General features: G+C 76.8%; 11 protein-coding genes and 1 riboswitch. Of the genes, 7 read left to right on the top strand and 4 right to left on the bottom strand.

All coding sequences use genetic code 11. The features are described from left to right. Nucleotides 1-40: 40 nt before the first annotated feature. Both ACWD4U_RS26180 and ACWD4U_RS26175 read right to left on the bottom strand, forming a co-directional pair. Entirely contained in the window at nucleotides 41-1,384 is a 1,344-nt protein-coding gene (locus ACWD4U_RS26180; protein ID WP_363459417.1) for a glycosyl hydrolase family 28-related protein, read from the bottom strand. Nucleotides 1,385-1,530: 146 nt separating this feature from the next. Continuing rightward, nucleotides 1,531-2,712 carry a MerR family transcriptional regulator gene (locus tag ACWD4U_RS26175; protein ID WP_363459418.1) on the bottom strand — a complete coding sequence of 394 codons (1,182 nt, stop codon included), beginning with the start codon at nucleotides 2,710-2,712 and terminating at the stop codon, nucleotides 1,531-1,533. Nucleotides 2,713-2,860: 148 nt separating this feature from the next. Between ACWD4U_RS26175 and ACWD4U_RS26170 the strand changes: the two genes are divergently transcribed. Together ACWD4U_RS26170 and ACWD4U_RS26165 are read left to right on the top strand one after the other, a co-directional pair. Further along, a complete protein-coding gene (locus tag ACWD4U_RS26170; protein ID WP_363459420.1) occupies nucleotides 2,861-4,195 on the top strand; it encodes a cryptochrome/photolyase family protein in 1,335 nt (444 codons plus the stop codon). 228 nt (nucleotides 4,196-4,423) lie between these two features. Next, a complete protein-coding gene (locus ACWD4U_RS26165) occupies nucleotides 4,424-5,929 on the top strand; it encodes an SDR family oxidoreductase (protein WP_363459422.1) in 1,506 nt (501 codons plus the stop codon). Here ACWD4U_RS26165 and ACWD4U_RS26160 read toward each other — a convergent pair. Together ACWD4U_RS26160 and ACWD4U_RS26155 are read right to left on the bottom strand one after the other, a co-directional pair. Continuing rightward, nucleotides 5,889-6,101: an STAS domain-containing protein gene (locus tag ACWD4U_RS26160; protein ID WP_363459424.1), complete on the bottom strand. Its 213-nt coding sequence runs from the start codon at nucleotides 6,099-6,101 to the stop codon at nucleotides 5,889-5,891. The genes ACWD4U_RS26165 and ACWD4U_RS26160 overlap by 41 nt on opposite strands. A 443-nt stretch (nucleotides 6,102-6,544) precedes the next feature. Continuing rightward, nucleotides 6,545-7,183 (bottom strand): PASTA domain-containing protein, encoded by a 639-nt coding sequence (locus ACWD4U_RS26155; RefSeq protein ID WP_363459426.1) that lies wholly within the window; start codon nucleotides 7,181-7,183, stop codon nucleotides 6,545-6,547. A gap of 193 nt (nucleotides 7,184-7,376) precedes the next feature. On the opposite strand from ACWD4U_RS26155, the gene ACWD4U_RS26150 reads away from it, so the two are divergent. The 5 genes from ACWD4U_RS26150 to ACWD4U_RS26130 all read left to right on the top strand — a co-directional run bounded on the left by ACWD4U_RS26150 (nucleotide 7,377) and on the right by ACWD4U_RS26130 (nucleotide 21,878). Beyond that, nucleotides 7,377-8,024 (top strand): protein kinase domain-containing protein, encoded by a 648-nt coding sequence (locus ACWD4U_RS26150; RefSeq protein ID WP_363459427.1) that lies wholly within the window; start codon nucleotides 7,377-7,379, stop codon nucleotides 8,022-8,024. A gap of 152 nt (nucleotides 8,025-8,176) precedes the next feature. After that, complete coding sequence (locus ACWD4U_RS26145) at nucleotides 8,177-8,305, top strand: hypothetical protein (protein ID WP_363459428.1); 129 nt, start codon at nucleotides 8,177-8,179, stop codon at nucleotides 8,303-8,305. A 112-nt stretch (nucleotides 8,306-8,417) separates the two neighbouring features. Next, entirely contained in the window at nucleotides 8,418-9,233 is an 816-nt protein-coding gene (locus tag ACWD4U_RS26140; protein WP_363459429.1) for a glutathione S-transferase C-terminal domain-containing protein, read from the top strand. Between the two features lie 86 nt (nucleotides 9,234-9,319). After that, a riboswitch (SAM riboswitch) is annotated at nucleotides 9,320-9,432 on the top strand. Nucleotides 9,433-9,688: 256 nt separating this feature from the next. Then, on the top strand, nucleotides 9,689-12,484 hold the full coding sequence (locus tag ACWD4U_RS26135) for an AAA family ATPase (RefSeq protein WP_363459430.1): 2,796 nt from the start codon (nucleotides 9,689-9,691) through the stop codon (nucleotides 12,482-12,484). A 76-nt stretch (nucleotides 12,485-12,560) separates the two neighbouring features. After that, entirely contained in the window at nucleotides 12,561-21,878 is a 9,318-nt protein-coding gene (locus ACWD4U_RS26130) for an SDR family NAD(P)-dependent oxidoreductase (protein ID WP_449787319.1), read from the top strand. Nucleotides 21,879-21,924 lie beyond the last annotated feature (46 nt).

Below are 21,924 nucleotides of genomic sequence, written 5' to 3'. Positions count from 1 at the left end.
GGGGCCTCGGGTGGGTGCGGCGGAGCGGGGCTGGCGGGGGTCAGTTGTTGAGTGCCGTCCACTGCCAGGTGCCGCCGACGCGGACGTACAGGCGGTGGTTGACGGTGTCGACGGCGAGGGTGCCGTCGGCGGGCGGGCGGGTGAAGGAGGCGTCGGTGACCGGGCCGGTGACCTGGCGCAGGGCCGGGTTGGGCGCGTGCTTGACCGGGAGCGTGCCGCCGGCCTGGCTGCCGGTGTTGGCGTAGGTGTTCTCGACCCGGAAGTCGCCGGTGCTGGTGGACTCGTAGTACACGTGGTGGCCGGTCGGCTTGGTGCCGTACAGGCCGACCACGTCGCGCAGCACCGCGACGGTGCTCGGCCCGACGTACAGGTCGACGCCCGAATTGACCGTCGCCACCGACCCGTTGGCGATCAGCACGTTCTCCAGGCTGGAGGCGATGCCGGCCCAGGCGATGATGTTCTGCGGCTGCGGGGTGTAGCCGGACGCGAAGTTGCCCGCGTACGCGTAGATGTCGCGGGCGTGGACGTGCTTGCAGGAGGCGTCGACCTTCAGGTGCGGGCCGCCCTGCATCTGCGAGGTCTCGAACTTGCAGTCCGTCAGGTAGATGCCGTTCGGGTTGTTGGCGTTGCCGGGGCCCTGGGTGATCCACAGCGCGCCGGTGCCGAACGCCTCGAACCGGCAGCCGATGAGGTGCACCTGGTTGACGTTGTCCGTGCTGGAGCCCCAGCCGGTGGCGGCGGACGCGTTGCGCAGCCACATGTTCGGGTGCGCGTTGCTGTTGGCGGGGCCGGTGCTGGACTCCACCACCAGGTTGTAGATCCGGGTGTCCCACAGCTCGACCGCGTCGATGCAGACGTCGGCGTTGCTGGTGACGTAGACGTCGCGGATCACCGAGTTGTTGTTGTAGTACAGCTCCAGCACGAGGCCGGTGCGGCCGGCGCCGTTGAACCCGAGGTTCTCCACCGCGCAGTAGCTGCGGTGGGTCGCCCCGCTCGGGTCGCTGCCCGCGCCCGACATCCGCAGCAGGATGCCGTCGCCGCCCTTCACCAGCATCGAGGCCTTGCTGCCCGCCCCGATCAGCCGGATCCCGTTGCCGCCCACCCGCAGGGCGGGCGCCCCGGCGGTCGGCACCACCAGGTACCGGCCGCCCGGGAAGTACACCGTGCCGCCGCCCGCCGCGGCCGCCGCGTTCAGCGCCGCCTGCACGCCCGCCGTGTCGTCGTGCACCCCGTCACCGACCGCGCCGTACGCCTTGACGTCGAACCAGTCCGTCCCGCCGCCGCCGGCCGCGGCCGCGGGCGTCGTGGTGGTCGCCGCCACTGCCACCCCCGCGACGGCTCCCGCCAGTAGCGCCCGCCGCCGAAACGCCTCGGTCCCGCCCATCGGATTCCCCCTCGATGCCGTCACACCGGGGAATCGGTTCGCCCCCCGGCCCGGGACAAGATCGCAGGCGACCTGTCGGGGCGTCAAGGCGCGTCCCGGGGACGGGTGATGGCCCGGTCGGGGACGGCCGGCGGTGGACGGGCCGGTCAGTCGGCGAGGAGGTGCTGCAGGTGGTCGAGGGCTGCGGCGAGGGTGCGGGGGCGGGGGGTGGCGGTGGTCGTGAGGGTCGGGGGTGGCCAGCCGGGGCCGAGGGGGAGGAGGCGGGGGTGGGTGCGGGAGCCGCGGTTGCCCCAGGTGGTGGCGGTGATGCGGTGGGCGAGGGTGCGGTCGGCGGTGGTGCGGGTCTGGGACCAGAGGGCGACGGCGGCCGGGCCGGTGCGCTCGACGGCGTCCAGGAGAGCGAGCGGCGGGACGGCCGGGCCGAACATGCGGACGGGGAGGCCGCGTTCGGCGAGGGCCGCGGCGAGGGCGTCGAGCGGGAGGGTGTGGAGCTCGCCGGGTGCGCCGGCCAGCAGGGCGCACGGTCCGGCCGCCGGGGGCGGCTGGCGGTCGGCGACGACGCGCAGCGCGGTCGAGACGTGCCAGGACAGCAGGTGCTCCACCTCGACGTAGCGTTCGCCCTCGGTCGCCCACTTGCGGCCGGTCGCGCGAAGGGCCGGGACGACCACTTCGGTCCAGGCGGTGACGGTGCCCAGCTCGGCCAGCACCCGGCGGAGGATCGCGGACACCTCGGCGGCGTCCAGCCGGACCGCCGCCCGCGCCAGCCCCCGGCACTCGGGCCGCACCCGTCCCACCGGCAGGGTGCTGCCGCCGCCGGGGGCGGTCGGGGCCGCGGTGGTCACGGAGGGGCGGTCGCCCCGGTCGGCCACCACACGGGCGGCCTCGCCCGGAGGGACGCCGCGCGCGGTCAGCGCGCACATCGCCTCCAGCACCGCGACGTCCGCCGCGCTCCACCGGCGGTGCCGTCCCGGCTCGCGCGCGGCCGGGCCGATGCCGTAGCGGCGTTCCCAGGAGCGGATGGTGGCCGGTGCGACGCCTAGGCGGCGGGCGACCTCGCCGGTGGTGACGGCGGGTGGGGTGCGGTGCCCGGCGGGGGTGGGGGTGGAGGAAGGGGTGGGGGAAGCCGGGACGGTGGAGGCGGGGGAGTCGGAGGGAGTGGAGGTCGGGGTGGTGGGGGGAGCGGCGGCGGAGGAAGCCGGGGAGGTGGAGGCAGGAGAGGCAGGGGGAGTGGAGGTGGAGGGAGTGGAGGTGGAGGGAGTGGAGGTGGAGGGAGTAGCGGAGGCGGGGGAGGTGGCGGTGGGGGGACGGGGGGAGGTTTGGCGGGGCATCGGTGGTCTCACGGGGGGGCGTCAGGGTGGTCGAGTCTACGGGTGACGGGGCGTCAGGCGTTGTTGCGCGTGGCGGTGGGGGTGAACGTTGCACGAACGGGGCGAGTGGCGGGGGTGGGGGGTGGGGAGGAGGGTGGGGGTTGTGTCGATGCGTTCGTCTTCCGTCGCCGTCGTGCTGTTCACGCAGGATCTGCGGCTGCACGACAATCCCGTGCTGCACGCCGCGGTGTCCGCCGCCGAGCAGGTGGTGCCGTTGTTCGTGGTGGATCCCGCGGTGGGGCGGGCCGGGTTCGCGGCGGCCAATCGGGTGGCGTTCCTGGCGGAGTGTCTCGCCGGGTTGGATGCCGGGTTGCGGCGGGTCGGGTCGCGGTTGACGGTGCGTCACGGCGACCCGGCCGAGCAGGTGGCGCGGGTGGTCGCGGAGGTCGGGGCGGGCGGGGTGCACGTCGCGGCGGGCGTGAGCGGGTACGCCCAGCGGCGGGAGGCGCGGTTGCGGGCGGTGTTCGGGGAGCGGCTGCACGTGCACGAGGCCTCGCTGACGGTGGTGCCGGCCGGGCAGGTGACGCCGGCGGGTCGCGACCACTACGCGGTGTTCACGCCGTACTACCAGGCCTGGCTGCGGGCCCCGCGGCGTACCGTGCATCGCGCGCCCCGGGCGTTGCGGACGCCCGAGGGGATCGGCAGCGACCCCCTGCCCGTCGCCCGCCCCGACTCGCCCGGCCTGCCGCCCGGCGGGGAGGGTGCGGCCCGTGCCCAGTGGCGGGGGTGGGACGTCGACGGGTACGCGCAGCAGCACGACGACCTGGCCGCTGACGGCACGTCACGGCTCTCGCCGTACCTGCACTTCGGGTGCCTGTCGCCGTCCGAGCTGGCCGCCCGGGTGCAGGGCCGCGAGGGTGACGGGGCGCAGGCGTTCCTGCGGCAGCTGGCCTGGCGGGACTTCCACCACCAGGTGCTCGCCGCCCGCCCCGACGCGGCGCGGCAGGACTACCGGCCGCGCGGCGACCGCTGGCACCGCGACGAACGCGAGGCCCGGGCCTGGCGGGAGGGCCGTACCGGCTACCCGATCGTCGACGCCGGGATGCGCCAACTCGCCCACGAGGGCTGGATGCACAACCGGGCCCGGCTGATCACCGCGAGCTTCCTCGCCAAGAGCCTCTACCTGGACTGGCGGACCGGCGCCCGGCACTTCCTGTCGCTGCTGGTCGACGGCGATGTCGCCGACAACCAGCTGAACTGGCAGTGGGTGGCCGGGACCGGCACCGACACCCGTCCCAACCGGGTGCTCAACCCGCTGCGGCAGGCCGACCGGTACGACCCCGACGGGGCGTACGTCCGCCGCTGGGTGCCCGAACTCGCCCACGTGCCCGGCCCCGCCGTCCACCGCCCCTGGCTGCTCGCCCCCGACTACCCCGAACCGATCATCGACCCGGGTGAGTTGGGCACCCGGTTCCGGCACGGCCGGGCGCTGGACGCTCCGTGACCGCACGCGGTCGGCAGGCGGAGTCGACGCGAAGGAGAGGCGGCGGGGCGGCCGCGAAGGAGAGCTGGACGAGTCGGCGCGAGGGAGTGGTGGTGGAGTCGACGCGAAGGAGAGCCCGCGGAGTCGACGGGAACGAGGAGCAGACGGCGCAGACGCGAACGAGGAGCCGGCGGGGCCGACGTGGGCGAGAGCTGGAGGAGCAGACGTGAACGAGCAGGAGGAGCCGACGTGAACGAGCAGGACGTCGAACCGCTGCGCTGCCTCGTCACCGGCGCGACCGGTTACCTGGGGGGTCGGCTGGTGCCGAAGTTGCTGGACGCGGGACACCGGGTCCGTTGCCTGGTGCGCGACCCCCGGCGGCTGCGCGACCAGCCGTGGCGGGCGCGGGTGGAGAGTGCGACCGGTGACGTCACGCGGCCCGAGACGTTGACCGGGGCGCTGCGTGGCATCGACGTCGCCTACTACCTGGTCCACTCCCTCGGCACCGGGCCGGACTTCGAGACCACCGACCGGACGGCGGCCCGCGCGTTCGGCGCCGCCGCGCGGGCGGCCGGGGTGCGCCGGATCGTCTACCTGGGCGGTCTGATCCCCGACGGCGTCCCCGAGCGGGAGCTCTCGCCGCACCTGCGCTCGCGCGCCGAGGTCGGCCGGGAACTGCGCGAAAGCGGTGTCCCCACCGCCGAGTTGCGCGCCGCGGTGATCATCGGTTCGGGCTCCGCCTCGTTCGAGATGCTGCGCTACCTCACCGAGCGGCTGCCCGTCATGGTCACCCCGCGCTGGGTCGACACCCGGATCCAGCCGATCGCCGTGCGCGACGTGCTGCGCTACCTGGTCGGCGCCGCCGCCCTGCCGCCCGAGGTCAACCGGCACTTCGACCTCGGCGGCCCCGACGTGCTCAGCTACCGGATGATGATGCGGCGCTACGCCCGGGTGGCCGGCCTGCCCCGGCGGCTGATCGTCACCGTGCCGGTGCTCACCCCGCGGCTCTCCAGCCACTGGGTCGGCCTGGTGACGCCGGTGCCGAACGCGCTCGCCCGCCCGCTGGTCGAGTCGTTGCGCCACGAAGTCGTCTGCGCCGACCACGAGGTGGCCCGCTGGATGCCCGACCCGCCGGAGGGGCTGATCGGCTTCGACCGGGCGGTGGAGCTGGCGCTGCGCCGCATCCGCGACACCGACGTCGCCACCCGCTGGTCGTCCGCCTCGCTGCCCGGCACGCCCTCCGACCCGCTGCCCTCCGACCCGGACTGGGCCGGCGGCAGCCTGTACCAGGACGTCCGGGAACGCACCGTGGCCGCTCCGCCCGCCGCCGTCTGGCAGGCCGTCGAGGGGATCGGCGGCGAGCACGGCTGGTACTCCTTCCCGCTCGCCTGGGCCGTGCGCGGCGTCCTCGACCGGATCGTCGGCGGCGTCGGCCTGCGCCGCGGCCGCCGCGACCCGCACCGGCTCCGGGTCGGCGACTCGGTGGACTTCTGGCGGGTGGAGGAGATCGAACCCGGGCGACTGCTGCGGCTGCGCGCCGAGATGAGGCTGCCCGGCCTGGCCTGGCTGGAGTTCGAACTCGCCCCCGACGGAAGCGGCGGCACCCGCTACCGGCAGCGGGCGCTGTTCCATCCGCACGGCCTGGCCGGGCAGCTCTACTGGTGGTCGGTCGCCCCGTTCCACGCCGTCGTCTTCGGCGGCATGGCCCGCAACCTCACCGGCCCGGCGCTCCCGCCGGCACCGGGGTCACGGTGACCGCCAGGCCGCGCCGGCGGTGCCGGTCGGCCCGCGCGGCCAACGCCTGCCGGCAGGCCGCGTCCAGGTGGGTGAGCGCGCTCAGGTCCAGCTCGACCGGACCCTCCGGCGAGACCTCCTCCAAGCGGTCCACCAGGGACGGGAGTTTGAGGAAGGTCGCGTTGCCGTGCACCCGCACCACGGTGCCGTGCGGCCCGTGGTCGACGTGCAGGCGGATGTGGGTGACGTCCCAGGCGGTCTTCGCCAGCGCGGCGACGATGCCGATCCCACGCCGGCTCGGTGGTCGGCCGGGCCGTGGAGGCGGGTGCGGACGCGGGGGGCGGGGCCGCGCCGCGCTGGGCGGTGGCGGGCCGGTCGGGCGTCAGGAACGTGATCAGGACGGCGAGCAGCGCGCAGCCGAGCAGGACCGCTCTGCGCATACGGCCACCCCCGGGTCGTGCCAGCCTGACGCATCGTCATGTTACGTTCCGTAGACGATGTTTGGCGCGCGGGGGCCGGTTTCCGCCAGCGTGGCCGGGATCTTTGTCCAGTTCCCGGTCCGGGGGGCGGCGGGCGCGGGGCGGTGCACGTGCGGCGAGGGCGCCCCGGGCAGTGGGGCGCCCTCGGGTGGCGGGGCTACGGGCACTGCTCGCCGAACTTGACGACCCGCAGGGTCACCGGCTGCCCGGTCAGCGCGGCCCCGGGGGCGGGATCCTGCGCGCAGACCTGCCAGTTGGACTCCACCAGGACGGCGCGGCCCTGCGCGGCGTCCTTCACGGTCAGGCCGGTGGAGCGCGGCAGCACGTCCCGCACGGACGCCACCGACTTGCCCTTCACGTCCGGCATCGACGATCCGGCCGACGGCGTCGAGCCGCCCTGGTCCTGGGCGGGGCACTGCTCGTCCAGCTTCACCGCGGCGAAGTCGATGGCCACGTTGATCGACTGCGGGCCGGCCGCGGGGGTCTGCGCGCACACCTTCCAGTCCCGGTCGACGAGTTGGGTGCGGGAGCGGCCCAGCGCATCGTGCGAGTGCAGGCTGTAGAACCCGGCGGCCTGGGCCTTGTCCTGGGCGGACTGCAGGCCCAGGCCGGTGAAGTTCTGCAACTCGGCGGTGCGGGTGGCCCCGACGCCGGCGGGCGAGGGGGAGGCGGCGGAGGCGGCGGGGGTGGGGGGAGCCGCGGGCGGGGGCGTCCCGGTGGCGGTGGTGGTCGGCTCGCAGGCGGTCAGCGCCGCGGCGGCCAGGAGCAGGGTGGTGGCGAGGGTGGCTCGGTGCACGTTCGACGTCCCTGGGGCTGGGGGTCAGGTGGTTGGGACCGTAGTGGCGGTGGGGGAGTGGTGTGCGAGGTGTGGCCGGACTGTGACCGAGTGCCCGGTGGTGCCCGCGGACGGGGGCGGGCGGTTCGTGATCTGGCAGACTGGCCCGCGAGTTGACGGCCTGTCGGGGACAGGTCAGTGCTGAGGGGGCGGGATGCGTGGTCGGGGGACCGTGCTCGGCGGGCGCTACACGCTCGCCGAGCGGGTGGGCAGCGGCGGCACGGGCGAGGTCTGGCGCGCCGAGGACGGCGTGCTGAAGCGCCAGGTCGCGGTGAAGATCATGCAGCCGGGCCTGCCGGCCGAGCACAGCTTCACCGAGCGGTTCCGGCGCGAGGCGCGCGTGCTGGCCACCCTCAAGCACCCCGGAATCGTGCGCGTCTTCGACTACTCCGAGCCCGACGAGAGCGCCGCCGACGCCGACCGCGCCGACCAACCGGCGTACATCGTCATGGAGTTCATCGACGGCCGGCCGCTGCACCAGGTGCTGGCCGCGGAGGGCCCGCTGGTTCCCGCCCGGGCGCTCGGGCTGCTCGCGGAGGCGCTCGACGCGCTGAACGCCGCGCACCTGCAGGACATCGTCCACCGCGACCTGAAGCCGTCGAACCTGATGCTGCGCCGCGACGGCGGGCTGACGGTCACCGACTTCGGCATCGCCGCGGCGTCGGCCGGCACGAAGATCACCACCAGCAACTACATGGGCCGGCAGTGCCTCACCGACAACGGCACCGGGAAGCCCGCCACCATGCAGACCTGCACCCCGGGCAACACCTCCCAGCAGTGGTACGTGCCGCCGTCCGGATGAGCCGACCGCTCGAGGTTTCGAGGGACCGTCAAGTGGCCTGCCGCTGAAGGGAGTCAGGTCTCGATGCGGCGGCGGGTGCGGCGCGGGCTCTTGACGGCGGGCCGGGCCGGGGTGACACTCCGGGCGGGAATCCAAGCACCTTCGGGGGTCACGTGCGGCACACGGAGCGGTTCGTCGAGGGCGTGGCGCACGCCGTCCGCCTGCTCCCCGTGCTGACCTGCCGACTGCACATCGACCTGCTGCGGGTCTGCAGCAGCATGGCACGGCCGCCCCGCGACTGACGCATCGTCAGCTCCGGCCCGTCCACGTCGAGTTCCCTTCACCCAACCCTGCCCCGCCCCGCCGCGGCACGCCCCGTCCGCGTGCCCGCGCAGCCCTGTCCGGGAGACCCACATGCCCGTGCCGTTCCCCTCCGCCGTGCCCGCCTTCCGCAGCCGGATCGGCCGCGACGCCGACAGCGGCTACCCCGCCGTCCCGCACCGCTACCGGCTCCACCTGGTGCGCACCGACCCGCCCTGTCGGTGGCTCGCCGTCACCCACGCCCTGCTCGGCCTCGACGAGATCCTCCCCACCGACATCCTCCCGGACCTGCCCGACGCCCCCGACGGCGGCTACCGCGCGCTGCGGCCGCTGTACGAGGCCGGCGCGCACCGGCACCCCGGACCGGCCCGACCCCCGGCGCTCAGCGACGGCTGGACCGGACGCATCGTCAGCACCGACCCGTACGCCATCGCCTGCGACCTGGCGCGCCGCTTCGACCGGACCGGCGCCGACCTGCTGCCGGCCGGCACAGAGACCGCCGTCGCCGCGATCGACCGGCTGTCCGCCCGGGGCATCGAGTCGGCCGCCGGGCAGGCCGCCACCGCCGCCGACCCGGCCGTCCGCGCGGCGGCGCTGCGCACCCTGTTGCACAGTCTGGACACGGTCGAACGCCGGCTGGCCGAGGGCCGCGGGCTGCTCGACGGGCCGCTCACCCTGGCCGACGTCCGGCTCTGGGCAGCCTTGCACCAGCTGGACACCGTCCACCTCCGCGGCCTCGGGAGCGCCGCCGCGCAGCAGGTCGCCGACCACCCCCGTACCTGGGGCTACACCCGCGGACTGGCCGCCCACCCCGCCTTCGCCCGCCACGTCGACCCGCCCGCGGCGCTGCCCGACCCGGCGCCGCACCGCACCGCGGACGCCGACGTGCCGGTCCGGCTGGCGGGTTGACTGGGCATCAGCACGCGCGGCGGGGTGACGCAGACGACGCCGGATCCGATTGACGCCTTCAGAACGGCGTTCCTAGAATCACCACCGGCGAAGAGTGTCAGTCCCAAGGCCCCGGCCGACTGACCGGCAACCCCCACACTGCGGTGGGGTGCCCCGGGGATAAGCCAGGCGGCACGGCATCGTGCCGCAAGCGCAGGACGGTTTGCCCGGATCGGGCGGGGATGGAGAAGGCCGTGAGCCAGGGGGTAGCCGGGCGTCGCTCCGCCGACCTTCGGCTGGTGGCGCGGCTCGACATCGACCTGCTCCGGCGGGCCAGCTCCCTCTGTCGCTGACGGCGGCCGGCCGGCGGCCCTGACCTCGGGCCCCGGCCGGCCAGACGATTCCCGATCACGAACTCCGCGTGAGGAGGCGCGCCGTCCGGCCGAACTTCCGCGCGCCCTGTTTCAGGAGTACGGATGTCCATCGTCCCCACGCGGACCGCGCGTGACCTTCCGCGAGCACTGCCGGCCGGCCGGGAGGCCGAGTACCGGCAGCTGTCCGAAGCGCTCCACCGGTGCGAGACGGGCACCGGGTCCGTCATCGCGCTGCACGGATCGGTGGGCAGCGGCCGCAGCGAACTCCTCTACGCCTTCGCCGACGTGGCCGCCGACCGCGGCGCCACCGTGCTGCTGGGCACCGGATCGCCGCTGGAGCACGACTTCCCGCTGGGCCTGGCCCGGCAACTGCTGCAGAGCGCGCCGCTCGACCCGCAGGAGGCCGCCGCCGCCGAGATCCTCCTCGCCCAGGGCACCGCGGAGGCGGCCCGCCGCCACCAGCCCGCCGACGGACTGCAGCGCCGACTCGGCCAGCTCACCCTGGAGGGCCTGTTCGGCCTGGTCCGCGGCCTCACCGAGCGCGCCCCCGTGGTGATCGCGGTCGACGACCGGCAGGACGCCGACCCGCAGTCGCTGGAGTTCCTGCTCTACCTGGTCCGCCGCACCCGCAGCGCCGGTGTCCTGACCGTCCTCAGCTCGCGCGAGACCATGACGCCCCCGAACCCGTTCTTCGAGGTCGAACTCGCCCGGCAGCCGCACTACCGGCAGGTCCGGCTGGACGTCCTGCCGCCCGGCCCGACCGCCGCCCTGTTCCGCGACCGCTTCGGGCCCGCCGCAGCCGCCGCCGACGATGCGCACCGCCTCACCGGCGGCAACCCGCTGCTGCTGCACGCCCTGATGGACGACCACCAGCGAGCCGGAGCACCGGCCGAGCTCGCCGTCGGCGAGGGCTACCGCCGCGGCCTGATGCACTGCCTGCACCGCATCGACCCGCTGGCGCTGCGCTACGCCCGCGGCGTGGCCGTCCTCGGCCCGGCCGCCACCCCCGCGCTCCTCGCCGACCTGCTGCTGCTGCCCGCCGAGGCCCTCCCGCGGGCGCTCTACCTGCTGCACGCCGCCGGGCTGTTCCAGGACGGCGGCTTCCGCCACCCGAGCGCGGCGGGCGACCTGCTCGCCGCGATGCGCCCCGAGGACCAGGCGGCGCTGCACGAGCGGGCCGCCCGCCTGCTGCGCGACGCCGGCGTCGAACCGGCCGCCGTCGACACCCACCTCCGGGTCGCCGAAGGCCACCGGCGTCCCCCGTGGGCCGTCCCGCAGCCGTCCGTCCCGCAGCCGTCGGCGTCGCAGCCGTCCACCGGGCACGCGTCGGACGGGTCGGCCCGGCCCGATCCGGACGCCGGGCGGGCCGTGCACCTCGCGAGCGCCCCGCCGAAGGGGTCCGCCGCGCCCGCCGCCCCGGAGGAGCCGAGGCGTACCGGCGGGTCCGCGGCGGTGGTCGTCGGAACCGACGCCAAGACGGTGGCCTTCCGCTGCGTGCCGTCGCTGCCGGGCACCGAGGTGCTCGGCGAGGACGGAACCGGGCGGCGGCTCAAGGAGATCCGGCACCTGTTCTGGCAGGGGCGGCCCGAACAGGGGCTCGCCGAGCTGGAGCGGTTCGAGGCCGAACCCGGGCGCGCCGGCGCGGGCGAGAACCTGCGCACCTGGCTGCGGTACTGGTACCCGACGTTGCAGCCGGCCGCCGCACCCGGGCCGGACGACCCGGCCGGCGGGATGCGGCTGCTGACCGCGCTGCTCCAGGGCACCACCGGCCCGGAGCAGGCGGTGGTCCGGGCCGAGGCCGTGCTGCGCGACGCCCGCCCGGGCGGGCGCGACAACGAGGCGCTCACCACCGCACTGACCGTGCTGCTCTACGCCGACCGGGCCGACCGGGCGGTGCGCTGGTGCGGCACGCTCGCCGAACGGGCGGCCACCCGCTGCGGCAGCACCTGGCAGGCGCTGTTCTCCGCGCTGCGCGCCGAGGCGGCGCTGCGCCAGGGCGACCTGCGGACCGCCGACGAGGCCGCCCGGGCGACGTTCGCCCGGTTCGCCCCGGCGGCGTGGGGCGTCGCGGTCGGCCTGCCGCTCTCCACCATGATCGCCGCGCGCACCGCGCTCGGCCTCCACCAGGACGCCGCGCGCTACCTGGACCTGGCCGTCCCCGAGGCCATGGACCGCACCCCGGCGGGCCTGCACCACCGGTACGCCCGGGCCGGCCACCTGCTCGCCGTGGGCCGGGCCGAGGACGCGCTGGCCGAGTACCGCGCCTGCGGCGACACCATGGCGCGCTGGGGACTGGACCACCTGCCGGCCATCGCCCCGTGGCGGCTGGGCGCGGCCCGCGCCCACCTCGCCCTCGGCCGCCCGCAGGCCGCGGCCCACCTGGCCGACCAGCAGCTCGCCCGGCTCGGCAGCTCGGGCCACCGGCGGCTGCGCGGCCTCGCCCTGTGGACCCGGGCCGGCGCGGCGGAACGGACCGAGCGCACCGTGCTGCTGGAGCGCGCCGTGGACGAGCTGGAGCAGGCCGGAGCCGAGGCCGACCTGGCGAAGGTCCTCGCCGAGCTCAGCGAGGCCCACCAGCGCGACGGCGACCCCGGCCGGGCCCGGCTGGTAGACCGCCGGCTGCCGCGCACCCCGGCGCTGTCGGTGGTCCCCGCGCCGGAGGGCCTGTCGGAGGCCGAACGCCGGGTCGCCGAGCTCGCCGTGCAGGGCCTGTCCAACCGGGACATCGCCCGCAAGTTGTACATCACCGTGAGCACGGTCGAGCAGCACCTGACCCGGGTCTACCGCAAGCTCGGGGTCCGCCGCCGGATCGACCTCGCCGCGGTGGTCCGGGCCGAGCAGCAGGCGGCCGAGCAGCCGCTGGTGATGGCCACTAGGGGTTCGACAGGGGTTGCCTAGGGGGCCGCCGGGGCCGGACGGCGCGGGACGCTGCGGGCACAGCGACGACACCGGCCCCACAGGAGTGGAATCCACCATGGCGGAACCCTTCGACCAGTCCGTGCCCGACGCCGGCTCCCCGGAGGCGGTCGCCGTGATCGGTGTCGCCTGCCGGCTGCCCGGCGCGGCGGACCCGGAGGCGTTCTGGGAGCTGCTGGACTCCGGCCGCAGCGCGGTCGGCGCCGTCCCCCCGGCCCGGTTCGCCGACGGCGGCCCGGACCGGCCCGGCGGCCACCTCGACCACGTCGACCGGTTCGACCCCGAGTTCTTCGGGATCTCCGCCGCCGAGGCCGCCGCCGCCGACCCGCAGCAGCGCCTCGTGCTGGAGCTGGCCTGGGAGGCGCTGGAGGACGCCGGGGTGGTGCCCGGCCGGCTGGCCGGCGGCCGCACCGGGGTGTTCGTCGGCGCGATCGGCGGGGACTGGGCGGCCCTCACCGCCCGCACCGGTGCCATCTCCCGGCACACCCTCACCGGCCTGAACCGGGGCGTGATCGCCAACCGGGTCTCCTACGCCCTGGACCTGCGCGGGCCCAGCCTGACCGTGGACGCCGCGCAGTCCTCCTCGCTGGTCGCCGTCCACCTCGCGCTGGAGAGCCTGCGTTCCGGCGAGTCGGAGTACGCCCTCGCGGCCGGCGTCCACCTCAACCTGGCGCCCGACTCGGCGGTCGCGCTGGAGCGGTTCGGGGCGCTGTCGCCCGACGGCCGGTCCTACACCTTCGACGCCCGCGCCAACGGCTTCGCCCGCGGCGAGGGCGGCGCCGTCCTGGTGCTCAAGCCGCTGCCGCGGGCGCTCGCCGACGGCGACCGGGTGTACGCCGTCCTGCTGGGCAGCGCCGTCAACAGCGACGGCGCCACCGACGGCCTCACCGTGCCGAGCGCCGCCGCGCAGGCCGACGTGGTCCGGCGGGCGCTGCGCCGGGCCGGGGTGGCACCCGCCCGGGTCGACTACGTGGAGCTGCACGGCACCGGCACCCGGGTCGGCGACCCGATCGAGGCGGCGGGCCTCGGTGCGGCGCTCGGCACCGGGCGCGCCGCGCAGGCGCCGCTGCTGGTCGGGTCCGTCAAGACCAACGTGGGGCACCTGGAAGGCGCGGCCGGCATCGTCGGACTGCTGAAGACGGTCCTCGCGGTGCACCACCGCAGGCTGCCGGCCAGCCTCAACTTCCGCACCCCCAGCCCCGAGATCCCGTTCGACCGGCTCGGACTGCGGGTGCGCACCGAATCTGGCCCCTGGCCCAACGACGAGCGCACGCCGGTCGCGGGCGTGAGCTCGTTCGGCGTCGGCGGCACCAACGCACACGTCGTGGTGACCGCCGCGCCGGACATCTCCGCCGCCCCCGCGGGCGGCGGCGCGGCCGAGGACGCCGAACCGGCGCTCTGGCCGCTCTCCGGTCACACCTCCGCCGCGCTGCGCGAACAGGCCGCCCGGCTGCGGGAGTTCGCCGAACGGCGGACCGACCTGACCCCCGCCGCGATCGGCCGCGCGCTGGCCACCGCCCGCACCCACCACGGGCACCGCGCCGCCGCGGTCGGCCGGGACCGCTCCGAGCTGCTCGCGGCCCTCGACGCGCTCGCCGCGGGCGGGCAGGCCGGCGGCCTGGTCCGAGGCCGGGCGCTCGCCACCGGCGGCACCGTGCTGGTCTTCCCCGGCCAGGGCTCCCAGTGGGACGGCATGGCGCGCGAACTGCTCGACAGCGCACCGGAGTTCGCCGCCGAACTGGCCGCCTGCGAGCAGGCCCTCGCCCCGCACGTGGACTGGTCGCTCGGCGCCGTGCTGCGCGGGGAGCCCGGCGCGCCCGGCCTCGACCGGGTGGACGTGGTGCAGCCCGTGCTGTTCGCGGTGATGGTGTCGCTGGCCGCCCTGTGGCGGGCCCACGGCGTGGTGCCGGACGGGGTGATCGGCCACTCGCAGGGCGAGATCGCCGCCGCGTACGTGGCCGGTGCGCTCAGCCTGGAGGACGCCGCCGCGGTGGTCGCCCTGCGCGCCCGGGCCATCGCCGGGCTCGGCGGCTCGGGCCGCGGCGCGATGGCCGCGGTCCCGCTGCCCGCCGCCCAGGTCGCCGACCGGCTGGTCCGCGAGGCGGACCGGGTCACCGTCGCCGCCGTCAACGGGCCGGACACCACCGTGATCTCCGGCGACCGGGAGGCCGTCGAGCGGCTGGTCGCCGAGTACCAGGCGCAGGACGTCCGGGCGAAGCTCGTCCCGGTCGACTACGCCTCGCACTCGCCGCAGGTCGAACCGCTGCGCGACCGCCTGCCCGCGCTGCTCGCCGGGATCCGCCCGCGCCGCGCCGCCACCGCGTTCTACTCCACCGTCACCGGCGGCCGGCTCGACACCGCCGAGCTGACCGGCGACTACTGGTACCGCAACCTGCGCGGCACCGTGCAACTCGAACGCGCCGTGCGCGCCGCCCTCGCCGACGGCCACCGCGGCTTCGTCGAGGCCAGCGCCCACCCCGTGCTCACCGTCGGCCTCGGTCGGATCGCCGAGGACGCCGCCGTCACCGGGACGCTGCGCCGCGACCAGGGCGGCCCGGAGCAGTTCCTCACCTCGCTCGCCGAGTTCCACGTGCGCGGCGGCACTGTCGACTGGCAGGCCCGCCACGGCCGTCCCGGCCCGCACGTCGCGCTGCCCACCTACGCCTTCCAGCGCCGGCTGCTGACGTCCGCCGCCGTGCCGTCGCCGCTGCCGCAGGCGGCCGAGCCGGCCGTCGAGCGGGTGCCGGACACCGCCGAACACGCCGGGGAGTGGACCGAGGAACGGGCGCTGGCCGCGGTCCGGGCCGGGGCCGCGCTGGTGCTCGGCGAGGCCGGCCCCGAGCAGGTCGACCCCGACCGCACCTTCAAGGACCTCGGCTTCGACTCGGTCGCCGCCGTCGAGTTCCGCGACCGCCTGGCCGGTGCCACCGGCCGGGCGCTGCCCTCCACCCTCACCTTCGACCGCCCCACCCCGCGGGCCGTCGCCGCCTACCTGGCCGCCGACGGCGCCGAGGTCGCGCCGCCGCCCTCGCCCGTCGCGCCGGCCGAGGACGACCCGGTCGCGGTGGTCGCGCTGAGCGGCCGGTGGCCCGGTGGCGCGGACAGCCCCGAGCAGCTGTGGCAGCTGCTGCGCGAGGGCCGCGACGCGATCGGCCCGTTCCCCGACAACCGGGGCTGGGACCTGGACGCCCTCTACGACCCCGACGGCGAACGGCCCGGCAGCTCCTACACCCGGCAGGGCGGGTTCCTGTACGACGCGGACGCCTTCGACGGCGCGTTCTTCGGCCTCGCCCCGCGCGAAGCCGCCGCGATGGACCCCCAGCAGCGCCTGCTGCTGGAGTCCGCCTGGGAACTGGCCGAGCGGGCCGGGATCGTCCCCGGCGCGCTGCGCGGCACCCGTACCGGCGTGTTCGTGGGCGCGATGCCGCAGGAGTACGGGCCCCGGCTGCACGAGACCCCGCCCGGCTACGAGGGCCACGCGCTGACCGGCACGCTCACCTCGGTCGCCTCCGGCCGCCTCGCCTACACCCTGGGCCTGGAGGGCCCGGCGATCACCGTCGACACCGCCTGCTCCTCCTCGCTGGTGGCGATCCACCTCGCCGCCCAGGCCCTGCGCACAGGCGAGTGCGAGCTGGCCGTCGCGGGCGGCGTCACCGTGATGTCGACCCCCGGCATGTTCACCGAGTTCAGCCGCCAGCGCGGCCTCGCCCCCGACGGGCGCTGCAAGCCGTTCGCGGCCGCCGCGGACGGCACCGCGTGGGCGGAGGGCGTCGGCCTGGTCCTGCTGGAGCGGCTCTCCGCCGCCCGCCGCCACGGTCACCCGGTGCTCGCCGTGGTCCGCGGCAGCGCCGTCAACCAGGACGGCGCCTCCAACGGCCTGACCGCGCCGAACGGCCCCGCCCAGGAACGGGTGATCCGGCAGGCGCTGGCCGCCGCGGGCCTCACCCCCGCCGAGGTCGACGCCGTCGAGGCGCACGGCACCGGCACCGCGCTCGGCGACCCGATCGAGGCCCAGGCACTCCTCACCGCCTACGGCCAGGACCGCGAACTCCCGCTGCTGGTCGGATCGTCGAAGTCCAACCTCGGCCACACCCAGGCCGCCGCCGGGGTCACCGGCGTGATCAAACTGGTCCAGGCGATGCAGCACGGCGAGCTGCCCGGCACCCTGCACCTGGACGCCCCGACACCGCACGTCGACTGGAGCACCGGCCGGGTCCGGCTGCTGGAGCACACCACGCCCTGGCCCGACACCGGGCGTCCGCGCCGCGCCGCGGTCTCCTCCTTCGGGATCAGCGGCACCAACGCGCACCTGGTCCTGGAGGCCCCGCCCGGTCTCGTCGAGCCTCTTGCCGCCCCCGCCGAGCCTCCTGCCGCCCCCGTCGAGCCCGCCGCCGTCGCCCCGTTGCTGCTGTCGGCCCGCACCGACCAGGCCCTGCGCGCGCAGGCCGCCCGGCTGCTCCCGCTCGCCGAACGGGACGCCTCCGGACTCGGCCGGGCGCTCGCCACCACCCGCACCCACTTCGAGCACCGTGCCGCCGTCCTCGCCGACCCCGTCGGGGCGCTGCGCGCGCTCGCCGAGGGGGCCGACGCCGCCGGGCTGCTGCGCGGCACCGCCGCCCGCACGGTGCGCACCGCCTTCCTCTACTCCGGCCAGGGCAGCCAGCGGCCCGGCGCGGGGCGTGCGCTGTACGCGGCCGAACCGGTCTTCGCCGCCGCGCTGGACGAGACCGCCGCACTGTTCGACCGGCACCTCGCCGAGCCGCTCGTCCGGGTGATGTTCGCCGAGCCCGGCTCCGCGGACGCCGCCCGCCTCGACACGACGGCCTACACCCAGCCCGCGCTGTTCACCCTGCACGTCGCGCTGCACCGGCTCGCCGAGTCCCGCGGCCTGCGCCCGGACCGGCTGATCGGCCACTCGGTCGGCGAGCTGAGCGCGGCCCACCTCGCCGGGGTGCTCACCCTGCCCGACGCCGTCACGCTGGTCGCCGCGCGCGGCCGGCTGATGGAGTCGCTGCCCGCGCTCGGTGCGATGGCCGCCGTCCAAGCCACCGAGGCCGAGATCGCCGCCGACCTCGGCCCGGCGGTCTCCCTCGCCGCCGTCAACGGCCCGTCCTCGGTGGTGCTCTCCGGCGACGCCGACGAGGTCCGCCGCCTCGCCGACGCCTGGCGCGGCCGCGGCCGGCGCACCAAGCTGCTCCCGGTCGGCCGGGCCTTCCACTCCGCCCACATGGACGCCGTCCTCGACCAGTTCCGCGCCGTCGCCGCCGAGCTGGAGTTCCACCCGGCGCGCCTGCCCGTGATCTCCAACCTCACCGGCGAGCCCGCCACCGACGAGCAGCTGCGCAGCCCCGACTACTGGGTGCGGCACATCCGCGAGGCGGTCCGCTTCCACGACGGCGTGCGCGCCCTGCACCGCGCCGGTACCACCGCGTACCTCGAGCTCGGCCCCGGCCCGGTCCTCACCGCGCTCGCCGAGGAGACCCTCGACGCGGAAGAGGGACCGCGCGTCTTCGCCACCCTGCTGCGCGCCGGGCGACCGGAAGCCGAGACGCTCACCGAGGCGCTGGTCCGGCTGCACCTGCACGGCGCCGAGGTCGACTGGGACCGCGCGCTGCCCGCGGCACCCGCCCGCGCGCTGCCCACCTACCCGTTCCAGCGCAGTCGGCACTGGCTCGACCAGCCCGCCGCGCCCGCGGACGCCGGCGGCCTCGACGCGACCGGGCACCCGCTGCTGGGCACCGCCGCCGAGCTGCCCGACGGCGCGGGCTGGCTGCTGGCCGGACGGATCTCGCTGCGCACGCACCCGTGGCTGGCCGACCACGCCGTCGGCGAGCACGTGCTGCTGCCCGGCACGGCCTTCCTGGAGCTGGCCGTCCAGGCCGCGGCGCGGGCCGGTGCCGACCGGATCGAGACGCTCGACCTGGAGGCGCCGCTGACGCTGCCCCAGCAGGGCGGCGTCCGCCTCCAGGTGCTGGTCGGAGCCGCCGCCGACACCGGGCGCCGCCCGCTGCAGATCCGCTCCCGCCCCGACCTGCCCGACGCCGCATGGACCCGGCACGCGGCCGGTACCGCCGCTCCGGCCGCCGCCGACGCCCAGCCGGCCGCCACCGCCGCCGACGCCGACCATGCCCTGCACCGCGCCGCCGACGAGGCCGGCGCGCCGTGGCCGCCGCCCGGGGCCGAACCCGTCGACCTGTCCGGCCTCTACCCGGAGCTCGCCGAGCGCGGCTACCGCTACGGGCCGGCGTTCCGGCGGCTCGCCGCACTGTGGCGGCGCGGCGAGGAGCGGTACGCCGAGATCGCGCCGGCCGCCGACGCCGCCGACCACGCCCTGCACCCCGCCCTGCTGGACGCCGCCCTGCACGCCGTGGTCCGCGACGAGGAGCGCACCGTCCTGCCGTTCTCCTGGCGGGAGGTGACGGTCCGTCAGCACGGAGCCACCGCCCTGCGGGTGCGGATCACGCCCGCCGGACGGGACACCGTCGCCCTCGCGGTCACCGACACCGGAGGCCGCCCCGTCGCGGACGTCGCCGCCCTCACGCTGCGCCCGGCCGCCGCGACACCCGCCGACGCGGCGTACCGGCTCGACTGGCTGCCCGCGCCGGCCGCCGCCCCCGTCGGCCCGGCCGCCGAGCCGCTGCCGGTCGGCGCGGACGCCGCCCGGCTGCTGCCCGGCCGGCCGCTCCTCGACCCGGCCGCGGCCGGGCCCGAACAGACCGGTCTCGCCCTGGTGCGCGACGCCGAGCAGGCCCTCGCCCTGCTGCAGGACTGGCTGGCCGGCGACGGCGGGACGCTGGCCCTGGCCACCGAGCACGCCGTCGCCACCCACCCCGGCGAGGACGTCCCCGACCCGGCGGCGGGCGCCGTCTGGGGCCTGGTGCGCGCCGCGCAGGCCGAGCACCCGGAACGGCTGCTGCTGGTCGACCTCGACGGCGCCGCCGAGTCGCTCGCCGCCCTACCCGCCGCCGTGGCCGCGGGAGAACCCCAACTCGCGCTCAGGTCGGGCGAGTTGCTGGTGCCCAGGCTGGTCCGTGGCCGGGCCTCCGGGCTGCTGGAGCCCGCCCCCGGGCCCTGGCGGCTGGACACCGACACCCCCGGCAGCCTGGACAGCCTCGCCGCGCTGCCCGCCCCCGAGGCCGAGCGGCCGCTGGCACCCGGCGAGGTCCGGCTCGCGGTGCGCGCCGCCGGGCTCAACTTCCGCGACGTGCTGATCGCCCTGGGCGTCTACCCGGGCGGCGCCCGGATCGGCGCCGAGGCGGCCGGCACCGTGCTGGAGACCGGCCCCGGCGTGGAGCGGCTCCGGGTCGGCGACCGCGTCGCCGGCCTGGTCCAGGGCACCCTCGGACCGGTCGCGGTCACCGACCACCGGCTGCTGGTGCGCGTCCCCGACGGGTGGAGCGACGCCCAGGCCGCCACCGTGCCGGTGGCCTTCCTGACCGCCTACCACGGCCTGTACGACCTGGCCGGGCTGCGGCCGGGCGAGCACGTGCTGGTCCACGCGGCGACCGGCGGCGTCGGCCAGGCCGCCGTCCAACTCGCCCGCCACGGCGGCTCGGTGGTGTACGGGACGGCGAGCCCCGGCAAGTGGGAGGTGCTGCGCGGGCTCGGCCTGGCCGACGAGAGGATCGCCTCCAGCCGCACCCTGGACTTCGAGGCCGGCTTCCGGGAGGCGTCCGGCGGCCGGGGCGTGGACGTGGTCCTGAACGCGCTGGCCCACGAGTTCACCGACGCCTCGCTGCGCCTGCTGACGCCCGGCGGGCGGTTCGTCGAGATGGGCAAGACCGACCCGCGCGACCCGGCCGTGGTGGCGCGCGAGCACGGCGGCGCAGCGTACCTGGCGTTCGACCTGTTCGACGTGGACCCCGACCGGATCGCCGCGATCCTCGCCGAACTCGCCCCGCTGTTCGCGTCCGGCGCGCTCACCCCGCTGCCGGTCCGGGCCCAGGACGTCCGGCACGCGCCGCAGGCGGTGCGCCGGCTCAGCCAGGCCCGGCACACCGGCAAGCTCGCGCTGACCGTGCCCGCCCCGCTCGCCGCCGACGGCACCGTCCTGGTCACCGGCGGAACCGGTGCGCTCGGCCGGCTCGTCGCCCGCCGCCTGGTCACCCACCACGGCGTGCGCCACCTGCTGCTGGCGAGCCGTCAGGGCGTCCGCGCCCCCGGCGCCACCGACCTGCTCGCCGAACTCGCTGAGCTCGGCGCGGAGGCCGCCGTCACCTCCTGCGACCTGGGCGACCCGGCCGCCGTCGACGCCCTGGTCGCCGCCGTCCCCGCCGCGCACCCGCTCACCGCGGTGGTGCACACCGCCGGCGTCCTCGACGACACGGTCCTGACCTCGCTCACCCCCGAACGGCTGCGCCGGGTGGTGCGGCCCAAGGCCGAAGCGGCCTGGCACCTGCACCGCGCCACCGCCGGGCTCGACCTCGCCGCGTTCGTGCTGTTCTCCTCCGCGGTCGGCGTCCTCGGCAACCGCGGCCAGGCCAACTACGCTGCCGCCAACGCCCAGTTGGACGCGCTCGCCCAGCACCGGCGGGTCCGCGGCCTGCCCGCCGTCTCGCTCGCCTGGGGCCACTGGGCGGAGGCCGGCGGCATGGCCGCCGGGCTCGGTGCGGCCGAGACCGAGCGGCTGGCCGCCACCGGCCTCGCCCCGATGGACAACGCCCACGGCCTGGCCCTGTTCGACACGGCCCTCGGCGACAGCGGCGGCGCCCCCGGCACCCCGTACGCCCTGCTGGTGACGGCCCGGATCGACACGGCGGCCGTCCCCGCCGAGCGGCTGGCGCCGGTGCTGCGCGCGCTGGCCCGGCCCCGCCCGCAGCGGGCCGCCGCCGACGGCCCCGCCGTCCTGGCGGCCAGGCTGGCCGGTGCCACCCCGGCCGACCGGGAACGGCAGCTGCTGGCCCTGGTCCGGGCCAGCGCGGCCGACGTGCTGGGCCACCCGGACGCCGCCGCGATCCGGCCCGACCTGGGGTTCATGGACGCCGAGTTCGACTCGCTGAGCGTGATCGAGCTGCGCAACCGGGTCAACGCCGCCACCGGACTGCGGCTGCCGACCACCGCCCTCTTCGACCACCCCACCCCGGCCGCCCTGGCGGCCCACCTCGCGGAGCGGCTCACCCCGGCCGCGAAGCCCGCCGCGCCGCCCGCCGCGGCGCCGGACGCCGCCGAGGAGTTCGACCGCCTGGAACGGGCCCTCGCGGCCCTCGACGACCACCCCGAGGCGCGCGCCGACGCCGCCGCCCGGCTCACCGGCCTGCTGGCCGCCCTCGGCGCACCCGCGCCGGACGCGCAGGGCGACGACCTCGCCGCCCGGATAGGCGAGGTCAGCAACGACGACATCTTCGACTTCATCGACAACGAGCTCGGGATCTCCTGAGGAAGGCACGCAGAGATGAGCACGAACGAGCAGAAGCTCCGCGACT

The organism is Kitasatospora sp. NPDC002522, from assembly GCF_053595195.1.
The sequence above is the reverse complement of the archived record's forward strand: the minus strand, read 5'-3'. Positions and strand labels throughout refer to the sequence as shown.